This is a genomic window from Microbacterium oleivorans (genome assembly GCF_001644225.1).
GTDB lineage: Bacteria > Actinomycetota > Actinomycetes > Actinomycetales > Microbacteriaceae > Microbacterium > Microbacterium gawkjiense.
Window position 1 is genome coordinate 276056 of record NZ_LSTV01000001.1, and the last position, 16680, is coordinate 292735.

Annotated in this window: 20 protein-coding genes, 1 tRNA gene and 1 riboswitch; of the genes, 12 read left to right on the forward strand and 9 right to left on the reverse strand. The window is 72.3% G+C overall.

The window, feature by feature from the left end:
* Positions 1-6 precede the first annotated feature (6 nt).
* From AYL44_RS01255 to AYL44_RS01270, 4 genes are all read right to left on the reverse strand, one after another.
* A complete protein-coding gene (locus AYL44_RS01255) occupies positions 7-453 on the reverse strand; it encodes a hypothetical protein (RefSeq protein ID WP_064001452.1) in 447 nt (148 codons plus the stop codon).
* Positions 450-1262, reverse strand: a complete 813-nt coding sequence (locus AYL44_RS01260; protein WP_064001453.1) for an arginase family protein — start codon at positions 1260-1262, stop codon at positions 450-452. Before AYL44_RS01260 ends, AYL44_RS01255 begins: the two co-directional genes overlap by 4 nt.
* Positions 1263-1326: 64 nt before the next feature.
* A complete protein-coding gene (locus tag AYL44_RS01265; RefSeq protein ID WP_064001454.1) occupies positions 1327-2061 on the reverse strand; it encodes a PspA/IM30 family protein in 735 nt (244 codons plus the stop codon).
* A gap of 74 nt (positions 2062-2135) precedes the next feature.
* The gene (locus AYL44_RS01270; RefSeq protein WP_064001455.1) at positions 2136-4097 is read right to left on the reverse strand and encodes a TPM domain-containing protein; all 1962 of its coding nucleotides are present in this window, start codon (positions 4095-4097) and stop codon (positions 2136-2138) included.
* Between the two features lie 152 nt (positions 4098-4249).
* Between AYL44_RS01270 and AYL44_RS01275 the strand changes: the two genes are divergently transcribed.
* The 3 genes from AYL44_RS01275 to AYL44_RS01285 are packed head-to-tail and all read left to right on the forward strand — an operon-like array spanning position 4250 to position 6794.
* On the forward strand, positions 4250-5083 hold the full coding sequence (locus tag AYL44_RS01275; RefSeq protein ID WP_064001456.1) for a DUF3097 family protein: 834 nt from the start codon (positions 4250-4252) through the stop codon (positions 5081-5083).
* 59 nt (positions 5084-5142) lie between these two features.
* Positions 5143-5889, forward strand: a complete 747-nt coding sequence (gene trmB / locus AYL44_RS01280) for a tRNA (guanosine(46)-N7)-methyltransferase TrmB (RefSeq protein WP_064001457.1) — start codon at positions 5143-5145, stop codon at positions 5887-5889.
* Positions 5889-6794: a CPBP family intramembrane glutamic endopeptidase gene (locus tag AYL44_RS01285; protein ID WP_064001458.1), complete on the forward strand. Its 906-nt coding sequence runs from the start codon at positions 5889-5891 to the stop codon at positions 6792-6794. Before trmB ends, AYL44_RS01285 begins: the two co-directional genes overlap by 1 nt.
* A 9-nt stretch (positions 6795-6803) precedes the next feature.
* Here the strand turns inward: AYL44_RS01285 and AYL44_RS01290 are convergent, their stop codons facing one another.
* Complete coding sequence (locus AYL44_RS01290) at positions 6804-7304, reverse strand: hypothetical protein (RefSeq protein ID WP_064001459.1); 501 nt, start codon at positions 7302-7304, stop codon at positions 6804-6806.
* Between the two features lie 125 nt (positions 7305-7429).
* On the opposite strand from AYL44_RS01290, the gene AYL44_RS01295 reads away from it, so the two are divergent.
* On the forward strand, positions 7430-7912 hold the full coding sequence (locus tag AYL44_RS01295; protein ID WP_064001460.1) for a pyridoxamine 5'-phosphate oxidase family protein: 483 nt from the start codon (positions 7430-7432) through the stop codon (positions 7910-7912).
* Between the two features lie 98 nt (positions 7913-8010).
* On the forward strand, positions 8011-8166 hold the full coding sequence (locus AYL44_RS14630; protein ID WP_197471560.1) for a hypothetical protein: 156 nt from the start codon (positions 8011-8013) through the stop codon (positions 8164-8166).
* Between the two features lie 115 nt (positions 8167-8281).
* Here the strand turns inward: AYL44_RS14630 and AYL44_RS01300 are convergent, their stop codons facing one another.
* Entirely contained in the window at positions 8282-8464 is a 183-nt protein-coding gene (locus AYL44_RS01300) for a hypothetical protein (protein ID WP_064001461.1), read from the reverse strand.
* 304 nt (positions 8465-8768) lie between these two features.
* A riboswitch (guanidine-III (ykkC-III) riboswitch) is annotated at positions 8769-8832 on the forward strand.
* A 12-nt stretch (positions 8833-8844) separates the two neighbouring features.
* Here AYL44_RS01300 and AYL44_RS01305 point away from each other — a divergent pair.
* Positions 8845-9162 carry a DMT family transporter gene (locus AYL44_RS01305; RefSeq protein ID WP_197471590.1) on the forward strand — a complete coding sequence of 106 codons (318 nt, stop codon included), beginning with the start codon at positions 8845-8847 and terminating at the stop codon, positions 9160-9162.
* 85 nt (positions 9163-9247) lie between these two features.
* A complete protein-coding gene (locus AYL44_RS14635; RefSeq protein WP_197471561.1) occupies positions 9248-9397 on the forward strand; it encodes a hypothetical protein in 150 nt (49 codons plus the stop codon).
* Between the two features lie 58 nt (positions 9398-9455).
* On the opposite strand, the gene AYL44_RS01310 is transcribed toward AYL44_RS14635, so the two are convergent.
* A tRNA-Arg gene (locus AYL44_RS01310) sits at positions 9456-9528 on the reverse strand.
* Positions 9529-9599: 71 nt separating this feature from the next.
* On the opposite strand from AYL44_RS01310, the gene AYL44_RS01315 reads away from it, so the two are divergent.
* Positions 9600-10325, forward strand: a complete 726-nt coding sequence (locus AYL44_RS01315; RefSeq protein ID WP_064001463.1) for an NUDIX hydrolase — start codon at positions 9600-9602, stop codon at positions 10323-10325.
* On the opposite strand, the gene AYL44_RS01320 is transcribed toward AYL44_RS01315, so the two are convergent.
* A complete protein-coding gene (locus AYL44_RS01320; protein ID WP_064002417.1) occupies positions 10313-11317 on the reverse strand; it encodes a DUF2510 domain-containing protein in 1005 nt (334 codons plus the stop codon). The genes AYL44_RS01315 and AYL44_RS01320 overlap by 13 nt on opposite strands.
* A 127-nt stretch (positions 11318-11444) precedes the next feature.
* On the opposite strand from AYL44_RS01320, the gene AYL44_RS01325 reads away from it, so the two are divergent.
* A complete protein-coding gene (locus AYL44_RS01325) occupies positions 11445-12089 on the forward strand; it encodes an NAD(P)-dependent oxidoreductase (protein ID WP_064001464.1) in 645 nt (214 codons plus the stop codon).
* A gap of 4 nt (positions 12090-12093) precedes the next feature.
* Here the strand turns inward: AYL44_RS01325 and AYL44_RS01330 are convergent, their stop codons facing one another.
* Positions 12094-12885 (reverse strand): SGNH/GDSL hydrolase family protein, encoded by a 792-nt coding sequence (locus tag AYL44_RS01330; protein ID WP_064001465.1) that lies wholly within the window; start codon positions 12883-12885, stop codon positions 12094-12096.
* A 66-nt stretch (positions 12886-12951) separates the two neighbouring features.
* Between AYL44_RS01330 and AYL44_RS01335 the strand changes: the two genes are divergently transcribed.
* The 3 genes from AYL44_RS01335 to AYL44_RS01345 are packed head-to-tail and all read left to right on the forward strand — an operon-like array spanning position 12952 to position 16680.
* Positions 12952-13776, forward strand: coding sequence for a transglutaminase-like domain-containing protein (locus AYL44_RS01335; protein ID WP_064001466.1), 825 nt, complete (start codon positions 12952-12954; stop codon positions 13774-13776).
* 34 nt (positions 13777-13810) lie between these two features.
* On the forward strand, positions 13811-14983 hold the full coding sequence (locus AYL44_RS01340) for a sensor histidine kinase (RefSeq protein WP_231872691.1): 1173 nt from the start codon (positions 13811-13813) through the stop codon (positions 14981-14983).
* Between the two features lie 29 nt (positions 14984-15012).
* Complete coding sequence (locus AYL44_RS01345; protein ID WP_064001468.1) at positions 15013-16680, forward strand: arginine--tRNA ligase; 1668 nt, start codon at positions 15013-15015, stop codon at positions 16678-16680.

The following is a 16680-nucleotide window of genomic DNA, read 5'->3' on the forward strand; positions in this document are numbered from 1 at the left end:
CGCCCCTCAGCGGCGCGGTACGTACCGGCCGTCCTCCAGGCCCGCCTCGATCTCGAACCGGTTGGTGAGGGGGTCGCGGCCGGCGAACAGGTACAGCAGTGGCATGAGCATGCCGTAGCGCCGCCACTGCTCCCGGTGCACCGCTTCGTGGGCGAGCAGCCGGTCGTCGATGGAGCCGGTGCCCGTGAGGAAGCAGCCGCCGACGCAGACGCCACCGCGTCCGAACGTCGCGTCGGGCATGCCGCGGAACACCCAGAGTCCGCCACGGCGTTCGACCCGCCCCGTCGACCAGAGCGACCCCCACACGAACCCGAAGGCGGTGCCCGCCAGGTATCCGAGGCGGCTGAGGGGGGAGTCGAGCAGGATGCCGGGGATCCACCGGTCCCACCGTCGCCCGCGGTCGAGGGCACGCTCCGCGCGCTGCTCCCATCCGGGCGGAGGGAGCGGACTCACGCGAGGGCCCCCAGCAGGCGGAGGATCGTGCCGAGGTCCTCGACCGCGGCGTCCCGGCTCGCCGGGGCGAAACCCGCGACGGAGGCGCCGACCAGCGGCATCCGCTCTCGCAGTCGTCCGATCGCGGCGACGACCTGGGCGGGCTGGGCGCCGAACGGCACCGGTTCGAGCACGCCCGTGATCGTGGCCGGGTCGAGGACGTCGAGGTCGACGTGGACGTACACCGCATCGGCGCCGGTCGCGGCGACGGCGTCCGCGAGGGCCGCGGGGTCGGCGAGGGCGTCGGCGGCGAGCATCGTGACCGGCGAGGAGTCGAGCACGTCGGCCTCGCCGTCGTCCAGCGCGCGCGCCCCGACGAGGACGGTGCGCGCGCCGGCGGCGGGGGGCGCGTCCGTGAACGGGCCCGGCGCGATCGCGGCGCGCAGGGCCATGCCGGCGAGGGCGCCCGAGGGCGAGGACGCGGGGGTGTGCAGGTCGCCGTGCGCGTCGAACCAGACGACGGCGAGGGAGGGATGCCGCGCGGCCGCGGCCGCGATCCCGGGCACCGCGACGGCGCAGTCGCCGCCCACGACGACGGCGGGCTCGTCGGCGCCGTCGAGCGCTTCGGCGATCGCATCGCGCACGCGGGTGAGGGTGCTGAACCGACGGATGCCGGTGCCGAGCGCCTCTCCTGCCTCGGCGGGGACCTCGATCCGCGTGAGCGCGGACCGGGGGAGGTCGTCGGCGATCGCCTCGGCGCCGTCGATGAGGCGCATCGCGCGGGCGGACGGCGAGCCCTGCCACTGCGGGGCGACGACGAAACGGGTCATGAACACCTCCGGGGAGCAGGACGGCGCCGGACCCGAGGGCCCGGCGCCGTCCGTGCGAGTGGGTTTACTGCTCGATCGCGCCGGCGTTGCCGCCGGTCTTCAGCGCGGCCAGGCGCGCCTCGACCTCGGTCAGCTCACCGATGTCCTCGAGCTGGTTGAACTGCGCGTCGATCGACGACGCCGCGATCTCGGCCTTGCCGGCGGCGAGGGCCTCCTGGCGACGGACCTTGTCCTCGAAGCGGCCGAGCTCGCTCGTCGGGTCGAGCACGTCGATCGACTTGACGGCGTCGTGCACCTTGTTCTGCGCCTCGGCGGTCTTGGCGCGCGCCAGCAGCTCGGAGCGCTTCGAGCGCAGCTGGTCGAGCTTCTGCTTCATGCCGTTGAGGCCGTCCTTGAGCTTCTCGACGACCTCGGTCTGTGCGGCGATCGAGGGGGCGATGGCGCGGGCCTCGTTCTCCTCGCTGATCTGGCGCTGCAGGGCGATCTTGGCGAGGTTGTCGAACTTGTCGGCATCCGTCGTGTTCCCGGCGGAGCGGAGCTCGTCGGCCTTGCGGCTGGCGGCGATGGCCTTGTTGCCCCACTCGGCCGCGGCCTTCACGTCCTCGTCGTGGTCGCGCTCGAGCAGACGCAGGTTGCCGATGGTCTCGGCGATGGCCGTCTCGGCGTCGGCGATGTTGTTCGTGTAGTCGCGGACGAGCTGGTCGAGCATCTTCTGCGGGTCCTCGGCGGAGTCGAGGAGGGCGTTGATGTTCGCCTTCACCAGAGTCGAGATGCGGCCGAAGATGGACTGCTTTGCCATCGTGTTTCCTTTCCTAGCGGGAGGTCGTGGTGTCGAGGTCGGTGGGGAGGTCGTGGCCCTGCGGCGTCGGAAGATCAGAAGCGACCGCCTCCTCTGCGGGATCGGGAGCCGCCGCTGCTGCGGCCGATGGATCCGCCGCTGCGACCGCCGCTGCGCCGGGAGGAGCCGCCGCCGAACCCGCCGAACCCGCCGGAGGAGCGACGGGACCCGCCGCCGCTGAGGAGGGATCCCATGATGATGCCGCCCAGCATGCCGCCGAAGTCGCCCCCGCCGCCAGCGTTTCCGCCGCCGGCGAACGAGCCCACGTCGCTCTGCGCGCGCCGCGTCGCCTCCTCCGCCAGGCTCGCGGCGCGCTGCGCCAGAGCGAGCGCCCGTTCCGGGTCGCCGTCCTGCGCCTGCGTGGCCTGGACGAGCGTCGCACCGGCCTCGGCGAGCCGGGTGCGCGCGGTCGCTCCCACGGCGCCGCGACGGGCGGTGATGAAGTCCTCCGCGGCGGAGATCTGCGCCCTCGCCTGCAGCAGGGTCTGCGAGAGCACGCTGCGAGCGCGGTCGGCGCGCTGCTGCGCCTCGCGGACCTGGCCGAGCGCGCCGTCGATCGCGGTGTTCGCGCGCTCGAGCAGGGTGAGGGCCGCGAGCGGGTCGCGGTGCGTGCCGGTGAGATCCTCGCGCGCCGCGTCGAGGTTCTGCCGGGTGGCGGCGATGACGGGGGCGAGGCGGGCGTCGGGATCGGGTGTCGCCGCCGCGGCCGCGAGATCCGCTTCGAGCTCGGTGACGAGGGCGGCGCCGTCGCGTTCCGCGGCCTCGAGGTCGGCGGCGAGCTTCGTGATCGCGTCCTGCAGCTGGGCCGCCTGCGCGACGGCCTGCTCGGCCGCCCGGATGCCGACGGCCGCCGCAGCGCCGTCGCCCGCCGCGACCTCGCGTTGCGCCTCGGCGAGCCGCGCGTCGGCGAAGGTCAGCCGGTCGCGCGCCTGGTCGGGGTTGTCGGCGACGGCGCTCAGCGCCTCTGCACGGTAAGCGGCGCGGAGCTGCGTGAGCCGGGCGTCGGATTCCGCGGCCCGCGCGCCCACCTCGGCGCGGCGCTGCTGCACGCGGGCGAGCGCCTCGGGGGCGTTCGCGGCGAGGTCCCGCAGGGCTTCGAACGCGCCCGCCTTCTCCGCCAGGGCCGCTTCGGCGGCGCGCGAGCGCTCGAGGATCTCCTCGTACCAGGCGCGGCGCTGCTCGGGGGAGTCGGGCGTCTCGTCATCCATCTTCTGCTGCAGGGCGAACGCCTGCTGCAGCGAGGCGCGCGCCGCGGCGATCGCCTGCTCGAATTCGCCCGTCGCGGCATCCCCGAACTCCGCCTTCGCGAAGCCGAGCTCCTGCGTGCTCGTCGAGATGGCGTCGTCGGTGCGGACCAGGGCGGCACCGGCCTGTCGCTCGAGCTCTTCCAGCGGGACCTGGGTCTGCCCGGATGCCGCGCCCGCCCCGCGGCGTCGACGCCGCACGAGCGCCCACACGACGAGGGCCGCCAGCGCAGCCACGACGATGACCACGACCCAGACGAGTCCACCACCGCCGCCGGACCGGGCCTCCTGGAGCCCGTCGGCCGCGGCGGTGCCGGCGCCCGCCCAGTCGCCGTCGCTCAGGGCGGGGAGCACGCGTTCCTGCTCGATGCGTGCGACGGCGTCCGGGGAGATCGGGCCGCTCGAGTCGGCGGAGAGGTAGTACGCGCGCCCCTCGGTCGCGACCGCGAGGAGGTACTGGTTCGGGCCGAGGTTGTTGCGTTCGGCGGTCGCGTTCGCCCAGTCCTCGGCGCCCGAGGGATCGGTGAAGTCGTCGACGTAGACGACCCACAGGCCGAGGCCGGTGTCGTCCTGCAGCTGCGCGAGACGGCTGTCGAGGCGGGCTTCCTGCGCGTCCGTGAGGACGTCGGATGCGTCGAGCACACGGGTCTCGTCGAGGGTGACCGGCTCGGTCGCGGCGGCCGGTGCGGCGACGGCGGCGCCGAAGAGGACCGCGAGCGACACCGCCACGACGGACGTCAGGCGGGATCGCATCGTCCAGACCTCCGGGAGTCGCTCGAGTGCGGTCGGAACCGCCTGTCGCGAGTCTATGCCGCGACCCGTATGCCTCGGTACCGGCATCCGACCGGAGCGCCTGTGCGTTCCCTCTGTGTTCCTCCTCTAGGCTTCCCGGTTCGGAGGTGCCGATGGACGACCGGTATGGAAGCGACGTGCTCGCCGCGGGATGGCGCGACAAGGGGCGGCCCACGGTGGCGACGGTCCCCGCCGAGCGGGGTCTCGTCGTCGAGGTCGCGCTGGACGACTTCGTGGGGGCCGTGACCGGCGTGACGGCGGGGCACGTCGAGCTCGAGGACCGGCACGGCCGTGTGCGGCTGTTCCCGATCGGCGGCGGGTTCCTCGTCGACGGTCGGCCCGTTCAGCTCGTCCCGCCCCGCGCTGCAGCCCCCGCGGGACGGACCCGTACCGCGTCCGGCTCCTTCGCCGACCCGCAGGCGCGGGCGCGCGTCGCCCGGGCCTCGCGCATCCTCGTCGAGGGTCGCCATGACGCCGAACTCGTCGAGAAGGTCTGGGGCGACGACCTCCGCATCGAGGGGGTCGTGGTCGAGTACCTGCAGGGCGTCGACCTCCTGGAGGATCTGCTCCGTGCCGAGCCGCCGAGTGCGGAGCGTCGTTACGGCGTGCTCGTCGACCACCTCGTCCCGGGGTCGAAGGAGACGCGCATCGCCGAGCAGATCCTGCGGGGTCCGCACGGACGGTTCCTGAAGATCGTCGGACATCCCCACATCGACGTCTGGCAGTGCGTGCTGCCGCGCGCGGTCGGCATCGCCGCCTGGCCGGAGGTGCCGCGCGGGATCGAGTGGAAGAAGGGCGTCAGCCGCGCCCTCGGCTGGCCGGCCGAGGACCAGACCGACATCGCCCACAACTGGCAGCGCATCCTCGGGTCCGTCACGACCTACCGCGACCTCGACCCCGCCCTTCTCGGCCGCGTCGAGGAACTCATCGACTTCGTGACCGCATGAGCGGGCGACGCAAGGGCCGGCCCGCGGGGGCGCAGGACACCGCGGGATACCCTGGTCGCATGCCCGACCCCGATGCGCCCGAGGCCGCGCCGCGCTTCCGTGACAAGCCGGTGTCGTTCGTCCGGCGCAGCGGCCGCATGAGCGACGCCCAGGAGCGCGCGTGGGATGAGCTCTCGGGCACCTACCTGCTCGAGGTCGAGCGGGATGCCGCGGCCACCAGCATCCGCCCCGGTTCCACGATCGACCCCGCCGCCGAGTTCGGCCGCGCGGCCCGGCTCGTCGTCGAGATCGGCTCCGGGCAGGGGCACGCGATCGTGCACGCCGCGGCGGCCGACCCCGCCACCGACTTCATCGCCGTCGAGGTGTTCCGCGCCGGGCTCGCCCGCACGATGCTCGACGCCGACCGCGAGGGCGTGCGGAACCTCCGGCTCGTCGAGGCGAACGCGCCCGAAGTCCTCGAGCACCTGCTGCCCGAGGCATCCGTCGACGAGGTGTGGATCTTCTTCCCCGACCCGTGGCACAAGACCAAGCACACCAAGCGCCGGCTCATCGCCGACGGATTCCCCGCGCTCGCCGCCCGCGCGCTGCGGGACGGCGGGGTGCTGCGGCTCGCGACCGACTGGGAGGACTACGCGGTGCAGATGCGCGAGGTCCTCGCCGGCGCCGACGAGTTCGAGGCGGCGTTCGACGGGGAGTGGGCGGCGCGGTTCGAGGGTCGCATCATGACCGCGTTCGAGCGCAAGGGCATCGCCAAGGGGCGCGACATCCGCGACCTGACGTACCGCCGCCGGCCGCGGACGCCCTGATGGTGCGCGCCGACGCAGGAGCACGTCCGCTCGTCGGTGTGCGCCTCGTGCCGGCGCTGCTCGTCTGCCTCGCGGCACCGGCGTTCTTCGTGCTGCTGACGCCCTGGCTCGGGTGGATCCTCCTCGCCGCGGGAGTCGGGACCGCTGCGCTGCTCGATCGCGGGGGTGGTGGTGGTGAGGTCGTCTCGGTGGGGTCGACCCTCGAGTCGTCCACGCAGGTGGGCGTGGCCCGGACCCCGTCGCTCACGCGCGACCTCTCGCTCATCGCGATCGGGATGCTGATCGTCAGTGTCATCCCGTTGAAGGCCGAGCTCGACGACGCGGCGATGGTGCGCTTCACCCTGGCGCTCGGCGGCGCGGTCCTCGTGCCCTACCTCGTGTCGCGGTTCGTGTACCGGGACCATGCGATCCGGTTCCCGTGGCGCGGCGGCGGGCGGTGGACGCTGTGGCAGTGGGCCTGGCTGGTCGCGGTCCTCGTGCTCGGCTGGCTGATCCTGCCGTTCTACTTCATCACGTCGGGCGTCTACGAGAACTGGCCCGTCGTGGACACCCCCGACCTCATCGCGCGCCTGTTCGTCGGTGTCGGCGCGGTCGGCATCTGGGACGAGCTGTTCTTCATCTGCACGTGCTTCGCCCTGCTGCGCCGTCACTTCGCGGATGCGACGGCGAACGTGCTGCAGGCGATCGTGTTCGTCTCGTTCCTGTGGGAGCTGGGATACCGCGCATGGGGTCCCGTGCTGACGATCCCGTTCGCGCTGCTGCAGGCCGTCATCTTCCTGCGGACGAAGTCGCTCGCCTACGTCGTGACGGTGCACCTGCTGTTCGATGCGGTGGTGTTCGGCGTACTCGTCCACGCCCACAACCCGGGCCTGCTCGACGCGGTCTTCCTCGTTCCGGCGCCCTGACCCGGGCCGTCAGGCGGGAGAAGCGGATGCCGTCGCGCGCGCCGACGTCGCGTGCGCGACACCCCAGACGACCAGGGCCACCGCCGCGACGGCGCTCGCCGCCATCAGCACGGCACCGCCCGGGGCGTGATCGCCGCCGCCGATCATGAAGGTGTCGGCGAGCGACATCCCGGGTCCGAACGAGGCCATGAAGTACGCGGGCGCGCCGCCGACGATGATCGCGAGGTAGGAGGCGGCCACGGCGCGGGTCGAGGCCTGACGGACGATGAGGGACGGGACCAGGACGAGGAGCGCGAGGCCGACACCGACCGCGGCGAAAACCCAGGGGACGGGGGTGAACACGGTCTCGCCGCGGGCTGCCGCCGCCTCGCGGATCTCGTCGAGGGTGAGTCCGGGTGCGGCCGCCAACGGGTTCCAGACGGCGATCTGGAGGGCGAGCACGGCGGCGTACGCCGTGACGGCGACGGTCCCGAGGATCGCGAGGAGGGTGCGGAACGAGCGCGGCGTCATGGCCCGAGCCTGGCATGGGTCGGGCGGCGGCGGTACCTCGTGTCGCGCATCCGATGGAGGGTGTCAAGCCCTGCGATCGCGTCGCGCCCCGGTGCGAGCCTGGCGGAAAGACGAAGGAGGGCCTCATGGCCGATGAGAAGGATCCGCACGCGACACTGATCGACCTGCTGCCGAAGTTCCGCTTCGCGATGGTCACCACGATGAACGAGGAGGGTGCCCACACGGCGCGGCCGTTGACGGTGCAGGATCGCGAGTTCGACGGCGACCTGTGGTTCATTGTCGGTCGTGACTCGTCCGTCGTCGCGCATGTCGCCGCCCGTCCTCAGGTCGGCGTCGCGCTGAGCACGAACGACGCGTGGGTGTCGATCGCGGGCAACGCCGAGGTGGTCGACGACCTCGCACGACTGCGCGAGTACTGGTCGCCCGCGGTCGAGGCGTGGTTCCCCGACGGCCCCGAGGACCCGAACGTCACGCTGCTGAAGATCGATGCGGTGTCGGGGGAGTACTGGAGCAGCCCGGGAGGGGTCGTCGCCTCGGTGGTCAGCCTCGTCAAGTCGAAGATCACGGGTGAGCCGTACGAGGGGCGCAACGCGACCGTCGACCTCTGAGCGTCCCCGGCGGATCGGGTCTGTCAAGGCCCTGAGCGGGACGCGGGCGGCTGCGTAGCGTCGCCGTCACGTGACCGACAACGACCGGAAGGACTGCGATGAGCGACACGAACGGCTCGGACGAGCACAACACGCAGGGTGTCCCCGACGAGGGCGCCGACGCCGACACCGCGTCCGGCGGATCGCCCGACGAGAACCCGCCCGTCACGACGGACGAGGACGGTACTCCCATCGAGAACCCGTCGGGCGGCTGAGTCCGCTCGGCGCAAGGCCTGCCGTCGCACGAGGATGTCCGCCTTCGTGCGACGGCAGTTCCGTGTGCGGGCATCGCCGAGCCGGTGCGGATGCCGCGCCCCGCCGCGCCGGGTGTCAGAACCGGGCGAGCAGGGACGCGCCGAAGGTCACCAGGAGGGCGACGGGGACGACGAGCAGACCGATCGCCGCGATGCCGATGGCGACGATCGTGCCGAGCACCGACAGCACGGCCGCCGAGGCCGCGCCGCCCGCGCGGGCGACGGAATGCGAGCGTGTGGAGAGGGTCGCGGTAGCCATACCCCGACGTTACGAATCGGCGCTCGTCGGCGCGTCCTTCGCGAGGGTGGCCCGGGTCATCCTCGGGGATGATGTCGGCCGCTAGAACGGTCGCGGCGAGGTCCCCGTCACCGCAGCCCATCCCTTCCCCTGTCGCGAAGTGCGGTGGGCCGCGGCGTGTTGTGACAGGGGAGTGATGACGGCGCGCCGCGGCATCCGTTCCCTGTCACGAAACGCGGCGCGGCACGGCGTGTTGCGACAGGGGAGCGGCGCGGCGCCATCGCCTCTGCACCGGGTCTGCACAGGCAGCCTCGATAGACTCGGCGGCAGGCCCCGACCGGGCCTCCGGACGAGGGTTCAGTACCCGGTGAGCGACAAGACTGGCCAGGAGGTCAGTGATGCTGTCGTGGATCGTTCTCATCGTCGCCGGGATGCTCGAAGCCGTGTGGGCCACCGCGCTCGGGCGCTCCGAAGGCTTCACGAAGCTGTGGCCGACGATCACCTTCGGTGTCGCGCTCGTCGCCAGCATGGGCGGTCTCGCCTTCGCGCTGCGCGAGATCCCCACCGGGACGGGGTACGCCGTGTGGGTCGGCATCGGGGCATCCCTCACCGTGGTCTGGGCGATGGTGACGGGCGCCGAGTCGGTCTCCGTGGTGAAGATCCTGCTCATCCTCGGCCTCGTCGCGTGCATCGTCGGGCTCAAGCTCGTCTCGGATTGACGCGCCGCCCTGTCAACCCCGGGCATCCGCGCGAGCGTCGCGTTAGCGTCACGTCCACAGAGGACACCGACCGACGGAGGGCGACATGACCGGCGACGACCGCAGCACCGACGACAACGCGTACGAGGGGCCGGATGTGGAACTCCCCACCCACGACGGCGCGGTACCGGGCGGCGTCCCGCCTTTCGGCCAGCCCGTCCACCCGGACGAGGACCAGGACCCGCGCGAGGACTGAGGTCCCGCGGAACGACGAAGGGGACCCGGCGCGATGCCGAGTCCCCTTCGCTTCCGTGTGCCCCCGGAGGGATTCGAACCCCCGACTTCTGGTACCGGAAACCAACGCTCTATCCCCTGAGCTACGGAGGCGTACCGATCGAGACTATCACCGGTGCGGCCGCTCCCGCGCGCACGTCCACGCCGTCGCCTAGCCTGAAGCGATGACCTCCTCCGCTCCCGCCCCGACCGCGCGGGAGCAGCTCGTCGGCCTCGTCGAATCCGTCGCGAGCGGCGCCGCCCAGCCGGGTTTCGAGGTGCTGCGCTCGATGCCCGAGGTGCCGGGTGCCCGGCCGGCGGCGGTGCTCATCCTGTTCGGCGTCCTCGACGACGTGCCGGCCGACCGCGAGGCGGCTGAGAGCGCCGTCTCCCGCGATCTCGACGTGCTGCTGCTCTCCCGGGCCGAGACGCTCCGCGCCCACCCGGGACAGGTCGCGTTCCCCGGCGGACGGGTCGATCCGGGGGATGCGGATGCCGTCGCGACATCCCTCCGCGAGGCGTGGGAGGAGACGGGGCTCGAGATCGACGGGGTCGACGTCCTCGGCACGCTCGAGCCGATCCCGCTCGAGTTCTCCCGCCACCTCGTGACACCCGTGGTCGCGTGGTGGCGCCGCCCCTCACCCGTCCGCGTCGTGGACGAGGCCGAGTCGGCGGACGTCTTCCGCGCTCCCGTCGCCGATCTGCTCGACCCCGCCCACCGGGGCGTCACCGTCGTGCGGAGCGACCGGGGCGAGTTCCGAGGGCCCGCGTTCCTCATCCCGACACCCCGCGGCGACCGCCTCGTATGGGGGTTCACCGCCATGATCCTGGCGGGCCTGTTCACCCGGCTCGGCTGGGAGGAGCCGTGGGATGCGGGCCGCGTCATCCCCCTGCCGGGTCAGAACGCGTAGAAGTTCGCGTAGTCCGACAGCAGCAGGTCGGTCGCATCCTCCGGGACGAGGTAGGCGACGAGACCCTCGACCGTCTCGCCCTCGGCGATCGTGCCCTGGTCGACCAGCAGCGTCGTGTCGTCAGGCGGCACGACGTACGCGCTCGGGTAGCTCATCCCGTCCGGGGTCGCGACCGACAGGTCGTACGACGCGTACGACGCCTCGATGCCCTCGGGGTCGAGTCCCGTCACCGTCATCTCGACGAGGACGTACCGCATGCCGGTGATGTCCCTCTCGTTGTAGGCGTTCCACCCCAGGATCTCGTCGGTGGCGTCCTCGTCGACGAGCCGGACGTCGGCACGGTACTCGTCGCGCGACGACGACCCCGCCACGTACGGCAGGGGGAGCGGGTCCTCCAAAGACCCGGGACCGGTCTCGGGGGCGTAGGGCTCGAAGCCGCGGTCCGAGGGGGATGCCTCGGGTGCCGGTGCCGCGCCCGCATCGGGATCGTTGTACGACGGGCTCGGCGCCCAGATCAGGGAGCCGATCGAGATGGACACGATGAGCGCCCACGCCAGTCCGAGGCCGGACAGGACCGTGCCGGTCACCGCGAGCGCCTTGCGCTGCCGGCGGACGAGGGCGATCACGCCGATGACGGCGCCGGCCAGGGCGATGAGGAGTCCGAGGAACGGGATCCACGCCGACAGGAAGGCCGCGATGCCGAGCACGAGGGCCGCGACGGCCCACCCCTGCGGCGCGCTCGGCGGCAGGACGGGGCCGCCGTACGGTGCGTACCCCGCCGGCGGCGCTCCGTACTGTGCCGGCGGCGCTCCGTAGGGCGCGTGCGGCGGCACCGGGCCGTACGCCGGCACGGGACCCTGCGCCGGAGGAACGGTCGCCGCGTCTGCGGGCAGGAACGGGGGAGCGGCGTGCCACGCCGCGCCGTCCCAGTAGCGGAGTTCGTTGCCGGCGTGCGGAGCCGGATACCACCCGGCAGGCGTCGTTTCGCTCACGTGTGTGTCCCCCTCGTCGATGCAGAGAGAGCCCACCGGCCCCCTTCCACGACGAGCGTACAAGCGCAAGGGGGAGCGCCTCCGGGACTGTCCACCGTAGCGTCGACGCGGTAGGAAGGGAGCCCACATGGCACGCATCACGATCATCGGGGGACACGGGAAGGTCGCGCTGCTGCTTGCGCCGCTCCTGGTCGAGGCCGGACACGACGTCACGTCCGTCATCCGCAACCCGGAGCACGAGCAGGACGTCGCCCGCACGGGTGCCCGCCCGGTCGTCGCCGACGTCGCGGCATCCGATCTCGACGCCCTCACCGATCTGCTGGCCGACAGCGATGCCGTGGTCTGGTCCGCCGGTGCCGGTGGCGGCTCGCCCGAGCGCACCTACGCGGTGGATCGGGATGCCGCGATCCGATCGATCGACGCGGCCGTCGCTGCTGAGGCGCGCCGCTACGTCATGGTGTCGTACTTCGGCGCCGGGCCGGATCACGGGGTCGACCCGTCGGACGGTTTCTACGCGTACGCCGAGGCGAAGGCGGCGGCGGACGAACACCTGCGAGGCGCCGACCTCGACTGGACGATCCTCGCGCCGTCGGCGCTGACCCTCGACGAGCCCACCGGCAAGATCGACGCCCGCGCCGACGAAGGGACCTCGGTCCCGCGTGCGGACGTCGCCGCCGTGATCGCGGCGGTGCTGGCGGAACCGGCCACGATCGGACGCACGGTCTCGTTCAACACCGGCGACGTGCCGATCGCCGAGGCCATCCGGCCGTGAGCGGTCAGGGCCGGACGGGCGCCGACTCGTCCTCGGTCGGGGCGACGGCGTCGGTGCTCGCGCTGCGGTCGACGAGCGCCTGCTGAAGCCGCTCGGCGAGGTACGCGTGACCCGGGTCGGAAGGATGCCGCTTGCCGGCGCCGACGTCGATCACGTCGAGGTAGTTGGCGGGGGTGACCCACTGCTCCTGGAGCGGCGAGATGTACCACCAGTGCCGGTCGGCGGCCGCCTTCTGGAGGTCGCGGTCGATGCGGGCGGTGCCCTCGTCGATCGGGAACTGGTGCGGGGTCGGCCCGAAGATCACGATCTGCGCGTGCGGGTACAGCCGGGCGAAGACGTCCCAGGTGGCGTCGACGGCCTCGCGGTAGCCGCGCTCGCCCTGCTGACGGTCGTTGATCGAGCCCTGGATGATGATCAGGTCGTAGTCGGCGGCCGGATCGAGCCACTTCGCCCGCGTGCGGAAGTCGGGACCGTCCCACCCGGGCTTCATGTACCCCGAGCCGCGGACGCCGTCGACGGTCACGTCCCACCCGGTGAGCCGCTCGAGGCGGTACGCGTAGCCGTCCGTGGGGACGGTCGCTGCCGCGCCGTAGGTCCAGGAGTCGCCGAAGACGAGCACGTCGGCGTCGGCCGGGAGCGAGAGCGGCTCGACGGTGGAGACGCCGTCCGATGAGGAGGCGGCGTCGACGGCGGAGATGCTGCGCCACGGCTGCCACGCGGCGAGCGCGACGATGGCGGCGACTCCGACGGCGATGATCCCCAGTCCCCACCCCCGAGCGCGTCGTTCAGAGGTCATGCGACGAGGGTAAGCGATGATCCCCGAACTCGCCGAGCACGATCTTCACCGTGGGAGGATTGCTCGGTGCAGCGTGTCGTCACGGCGGAACTCGACCTCGATCTCGAGGGCGAGCTCGACCTCATCCTCTCCGTCGCCGTGGCCGCCGGCACTCCGCTCGCCCACGAGCGCCTCCGCATCCTGCGGAACGGCGAGGATCTGCCCGCCGTGACGGTGACGGATGCCGTGGGCACGCGGCTGCACCGCCTCCGCGTCGGGGCGGGCCCCGTGCAGGTGCGGTACGACGCACGCGTCGACGGGCCGCTCGCCGTGGCCCCGGCCTCCGACCTCGACACCGCCGTCTACCTCCGGCCGAGCCGCTACGCCCCGTCGGACTCCGTCTTCGCGCAGGCGCGCCGCCAGTTCGGGGGGCTCCGCGGCACCGACCTCCTCGCCGCCGTCGAGTCGTTCGTCGCCGAGACCGTCACCTATTCGCCCGGTCTGTCCCTCGGCACCGACTCGGCCGTCACGACGCTCGCCACGGGGCAGGGCGTCTGCCGCGATTACGCGCACCTCGTCATCGCGCTCCTGCGGGCGATGGATGTCCCCGCCCGCTACGTCGCGTGCTACGCACCGGGTCTCGTCCCGATGGACTTCCACGCAGTCGCCGAGGCGTGGATCGACGGGCGCTGGCTCGTCGTCGACGCGACCCGGCTGTCGAACCGTCGCGGGCTGGTGCGCATCGCCACGGGGCGGGATGCCGCGGACTGCGCCTTCCTCAGCTATTACGGTGCGAACCTGGCGCTGCGACGGCTCGTCGTGGACGCGTGCGTCGACGCCGACGACGCGGTCGCCGCCGCGGCATCCGATCCGCAGCAGGACGATCGGGCAGCGCTGGTCTCGATCGGGTGATTAGGGTGATGCGTAGGACATCGGGGAGGTGCGGGTGAAGACCGCGGATGACGCCATTCGGCGAGCGATCATCGAGGACTACCGCGTGCTGGGCGAGGCCCCGGAAGCGGACCTCCAGGGCCTGGTGCAGCTGGCCGCCACCGTGTGCGGCGTCCCCACCGCGGTCATCAACCTCATCGACGATCGGTTCCAGCATCAGATCGCGGCGGTCGGCATCGAGCCGGCGGTCTGCAGCCGCGAGGACTCGATGTGCGCGGTCGTGTTCCGCAAGCCGGGTCACACCGTCGTCACCGACGCGAGCCTCGACGAGCGATTCGCGGGCAATCCGTTCGTGACCGGGGAGGTCGCCAACGTCAAGTTCTACGCCTCGAGCCCACTCATCACCCCGATGGGGGTGCCCATCGGCACCATCTGCATCTTCGACGAGGTGCCCCGTGAGCTCCCCGAGGACGAGAGTGCGGCGCTCGCCCTCATCGCGCGCCAGATCGTCGACGTGCTCGAACTGCGACGCATCTCGCGGGAGCTCGGCGAGTCGAACGAGCAGCTCGAGAACTTCGCGGCACAGGTCGCGCACGACCTCCGCAACCCGCTGACCGCGCTCACCGGATACATCGAGCTCGCCGCGGACGTCCCCGAGGTCGCAGATCTCCCCGCGGCGTCGCGCGCGCTCGCCCGCGCCGAGTCGGTCGCCGACAGGATGTCGGGGATGATCGCGCGGCTGCTGGACTACGCGCGCGTCGGCGGATCGCCCATCCGTCGCACCGCGGTCGACGTCGAACCGCTCGTCGCCTCGACGATGGAGGACCTCCGCAGCGCGGGCGAGGACAACGGCGCCGAGGTGACGGTCGAGGCATCCGTCCCCGTCCAGGCCGACCCGACCCTGGCAAGCGTCCTCGTGCAGAACCTCGTCGGGAACGCGGTCAAGTTCGCCGGGACCGGCGGTCGCCTCCCGCGGGTCGTCGTCTCGGTCGGAACGGTCGCGTCCGGCGTGCGCATCGTCGTCGACGACAACGGCCCGGGTGTGCCGGTCGCCGAGCGGGAGCTCGTGCTCGAGCCGCTCGAGCGCGGATCGAACGCCGAGGCCCCCGGCTTCGGGATCGGCCTCGCGACGTGCCGTCGCATCGTCGAGTCCCACGGCGGCCGCCTCGGGATCGACGATTCGCCGCTCGGGGGAGCCCGCATCTGGGTCGTCCTGCCGTCGGCGTGAGGGTCTCCCGACCGTAGACTTATCGGGTTATGACTCCCGACGCCCTCTCCGCCGCCCTCCTCGCCGTCGTCCTCCCGCTCGTCGAGGCGCGACGACCCGGCGCCGGTGAGTCGCTCACCGTCGCCGATTTCCCGGTCGAGCGGCCGAAGAACCGCGATCACGGCGACTGGGCCTCCAACGCCGCCCTGAAGCTGTCGAAGCAGGTCGGGGCGAACCCGCGCGAGTTCGCGGCCGAGGTCGCCGACGCGCTCGCCGCCGTCGACGGCATCGCCTCGGTCGAGGTCGCCGGTCCCGGGTTCATCAACATCCGACTGGATGCCGCCGCCGCCGGCGCGCTCGCGAAGACGATCGTCGACGCCGGTGCGAGCTTCGGACACGGGCGCACGCAGGAGGGCAACACGATCAACCTCGAGTTCGTCAGCGCGAACCCGACCGGTCCCATGCACATCGGCCACACGCGGTGGGCGGCGCTCGGCGACGCGATCGCGCGTCTGCTGCTGGCCAGCGGCGCGACCCTCGTGCGCGAGTTCTACATCAACGACGCCGGTGCGCAGATGGATCGCTTCGGCCGCTCGGTCCTCGCCCGCATCGAGGGTAAGCCGACGCCCGAGGACGGGTATGCCGGCGCGTACATCGACGACCTCGCGACCCGGGTCGCCGCCGCCGAGCCGGGTCTGGGCGACCTGCCCGAGGCCGAGCGCGTCGCGGTGGCCCGCGACAAGGCCTACGAGCTGCAGCTCGCGGAGCTCCAGGCATCCCTCGAGAAGTTCAACGTGCATTTCGACGTTTTCTTCAGCGAGCGCACGCTCCACGCGAAGAAGCCGGACGGCGGCCCGAGCCTCGTCGACGAGGCGGTCGACCGCCTGCGCGCGCAGGGCCACGTGTTCGACGCCGAGGGTGCGGTCTGGGTGCGCACAACCGACTTCGGCGACGACAAGGACCGCGTCATCCGTCGGTCCAACGGCGAGTACACCTACTTCGCCGCCGACGCCGCCTACTACCTGAACAAGGGCGACCGCGGCTTCGCGCACAAGATCTACCTGCTCGGCGCCGACCACCACGGGTACGTGCACCGCCTCAAGGCGCTCGCGGGGGCTGCCGGCGACGACCCGGAGAAGGACATCGAGGTGCTCATCGGGCAGCTCGTGTCGGTCAACGGCGCGCGGCTGTCCAAGCGCGCGGGCAACATCATCGAGCTCGACGACCTGCGCGAGTGGCTCGGCACGGACGCGCTGCGGTACTCGCTCGCGCGCTACCCGGCCGACTCGCCGCTCACGCTCGATCCCGAGATTCTGCAGAAGCGCACGAACGACAACCCGGTGTTCTACGTGCAGTACGCCCACGCGCGGACGCACAACGTCGCTCGGAACGCCGCGGACTCCGGCGTCTCGCGCGACGCGTTCGCCCCGGAGCTGCTCACGCACGAGACCGAGTCCGCTCTCCTCGGCGCCCTGCAGGAGTTCCCGCGCCTGGTCGCCTTCGCGGCCGAGCTGCGTGAGCCGCACCGCATCGCGCGCTACCTCGAGGAGCTCGCGAGCCTCTACCACCGCTGGTACGACTCCTGCCGTGTGACGCCCCTCGGCGACGAGGAGGTCACCGACCTTCACCGCACGCGCCTCTGGCTCAACGACGCCACCGGTCAGGTGCTGCGCAACGGTCTCGACCTGCTCGGCGTGAGCGCGCCCGAGCGGATGTGA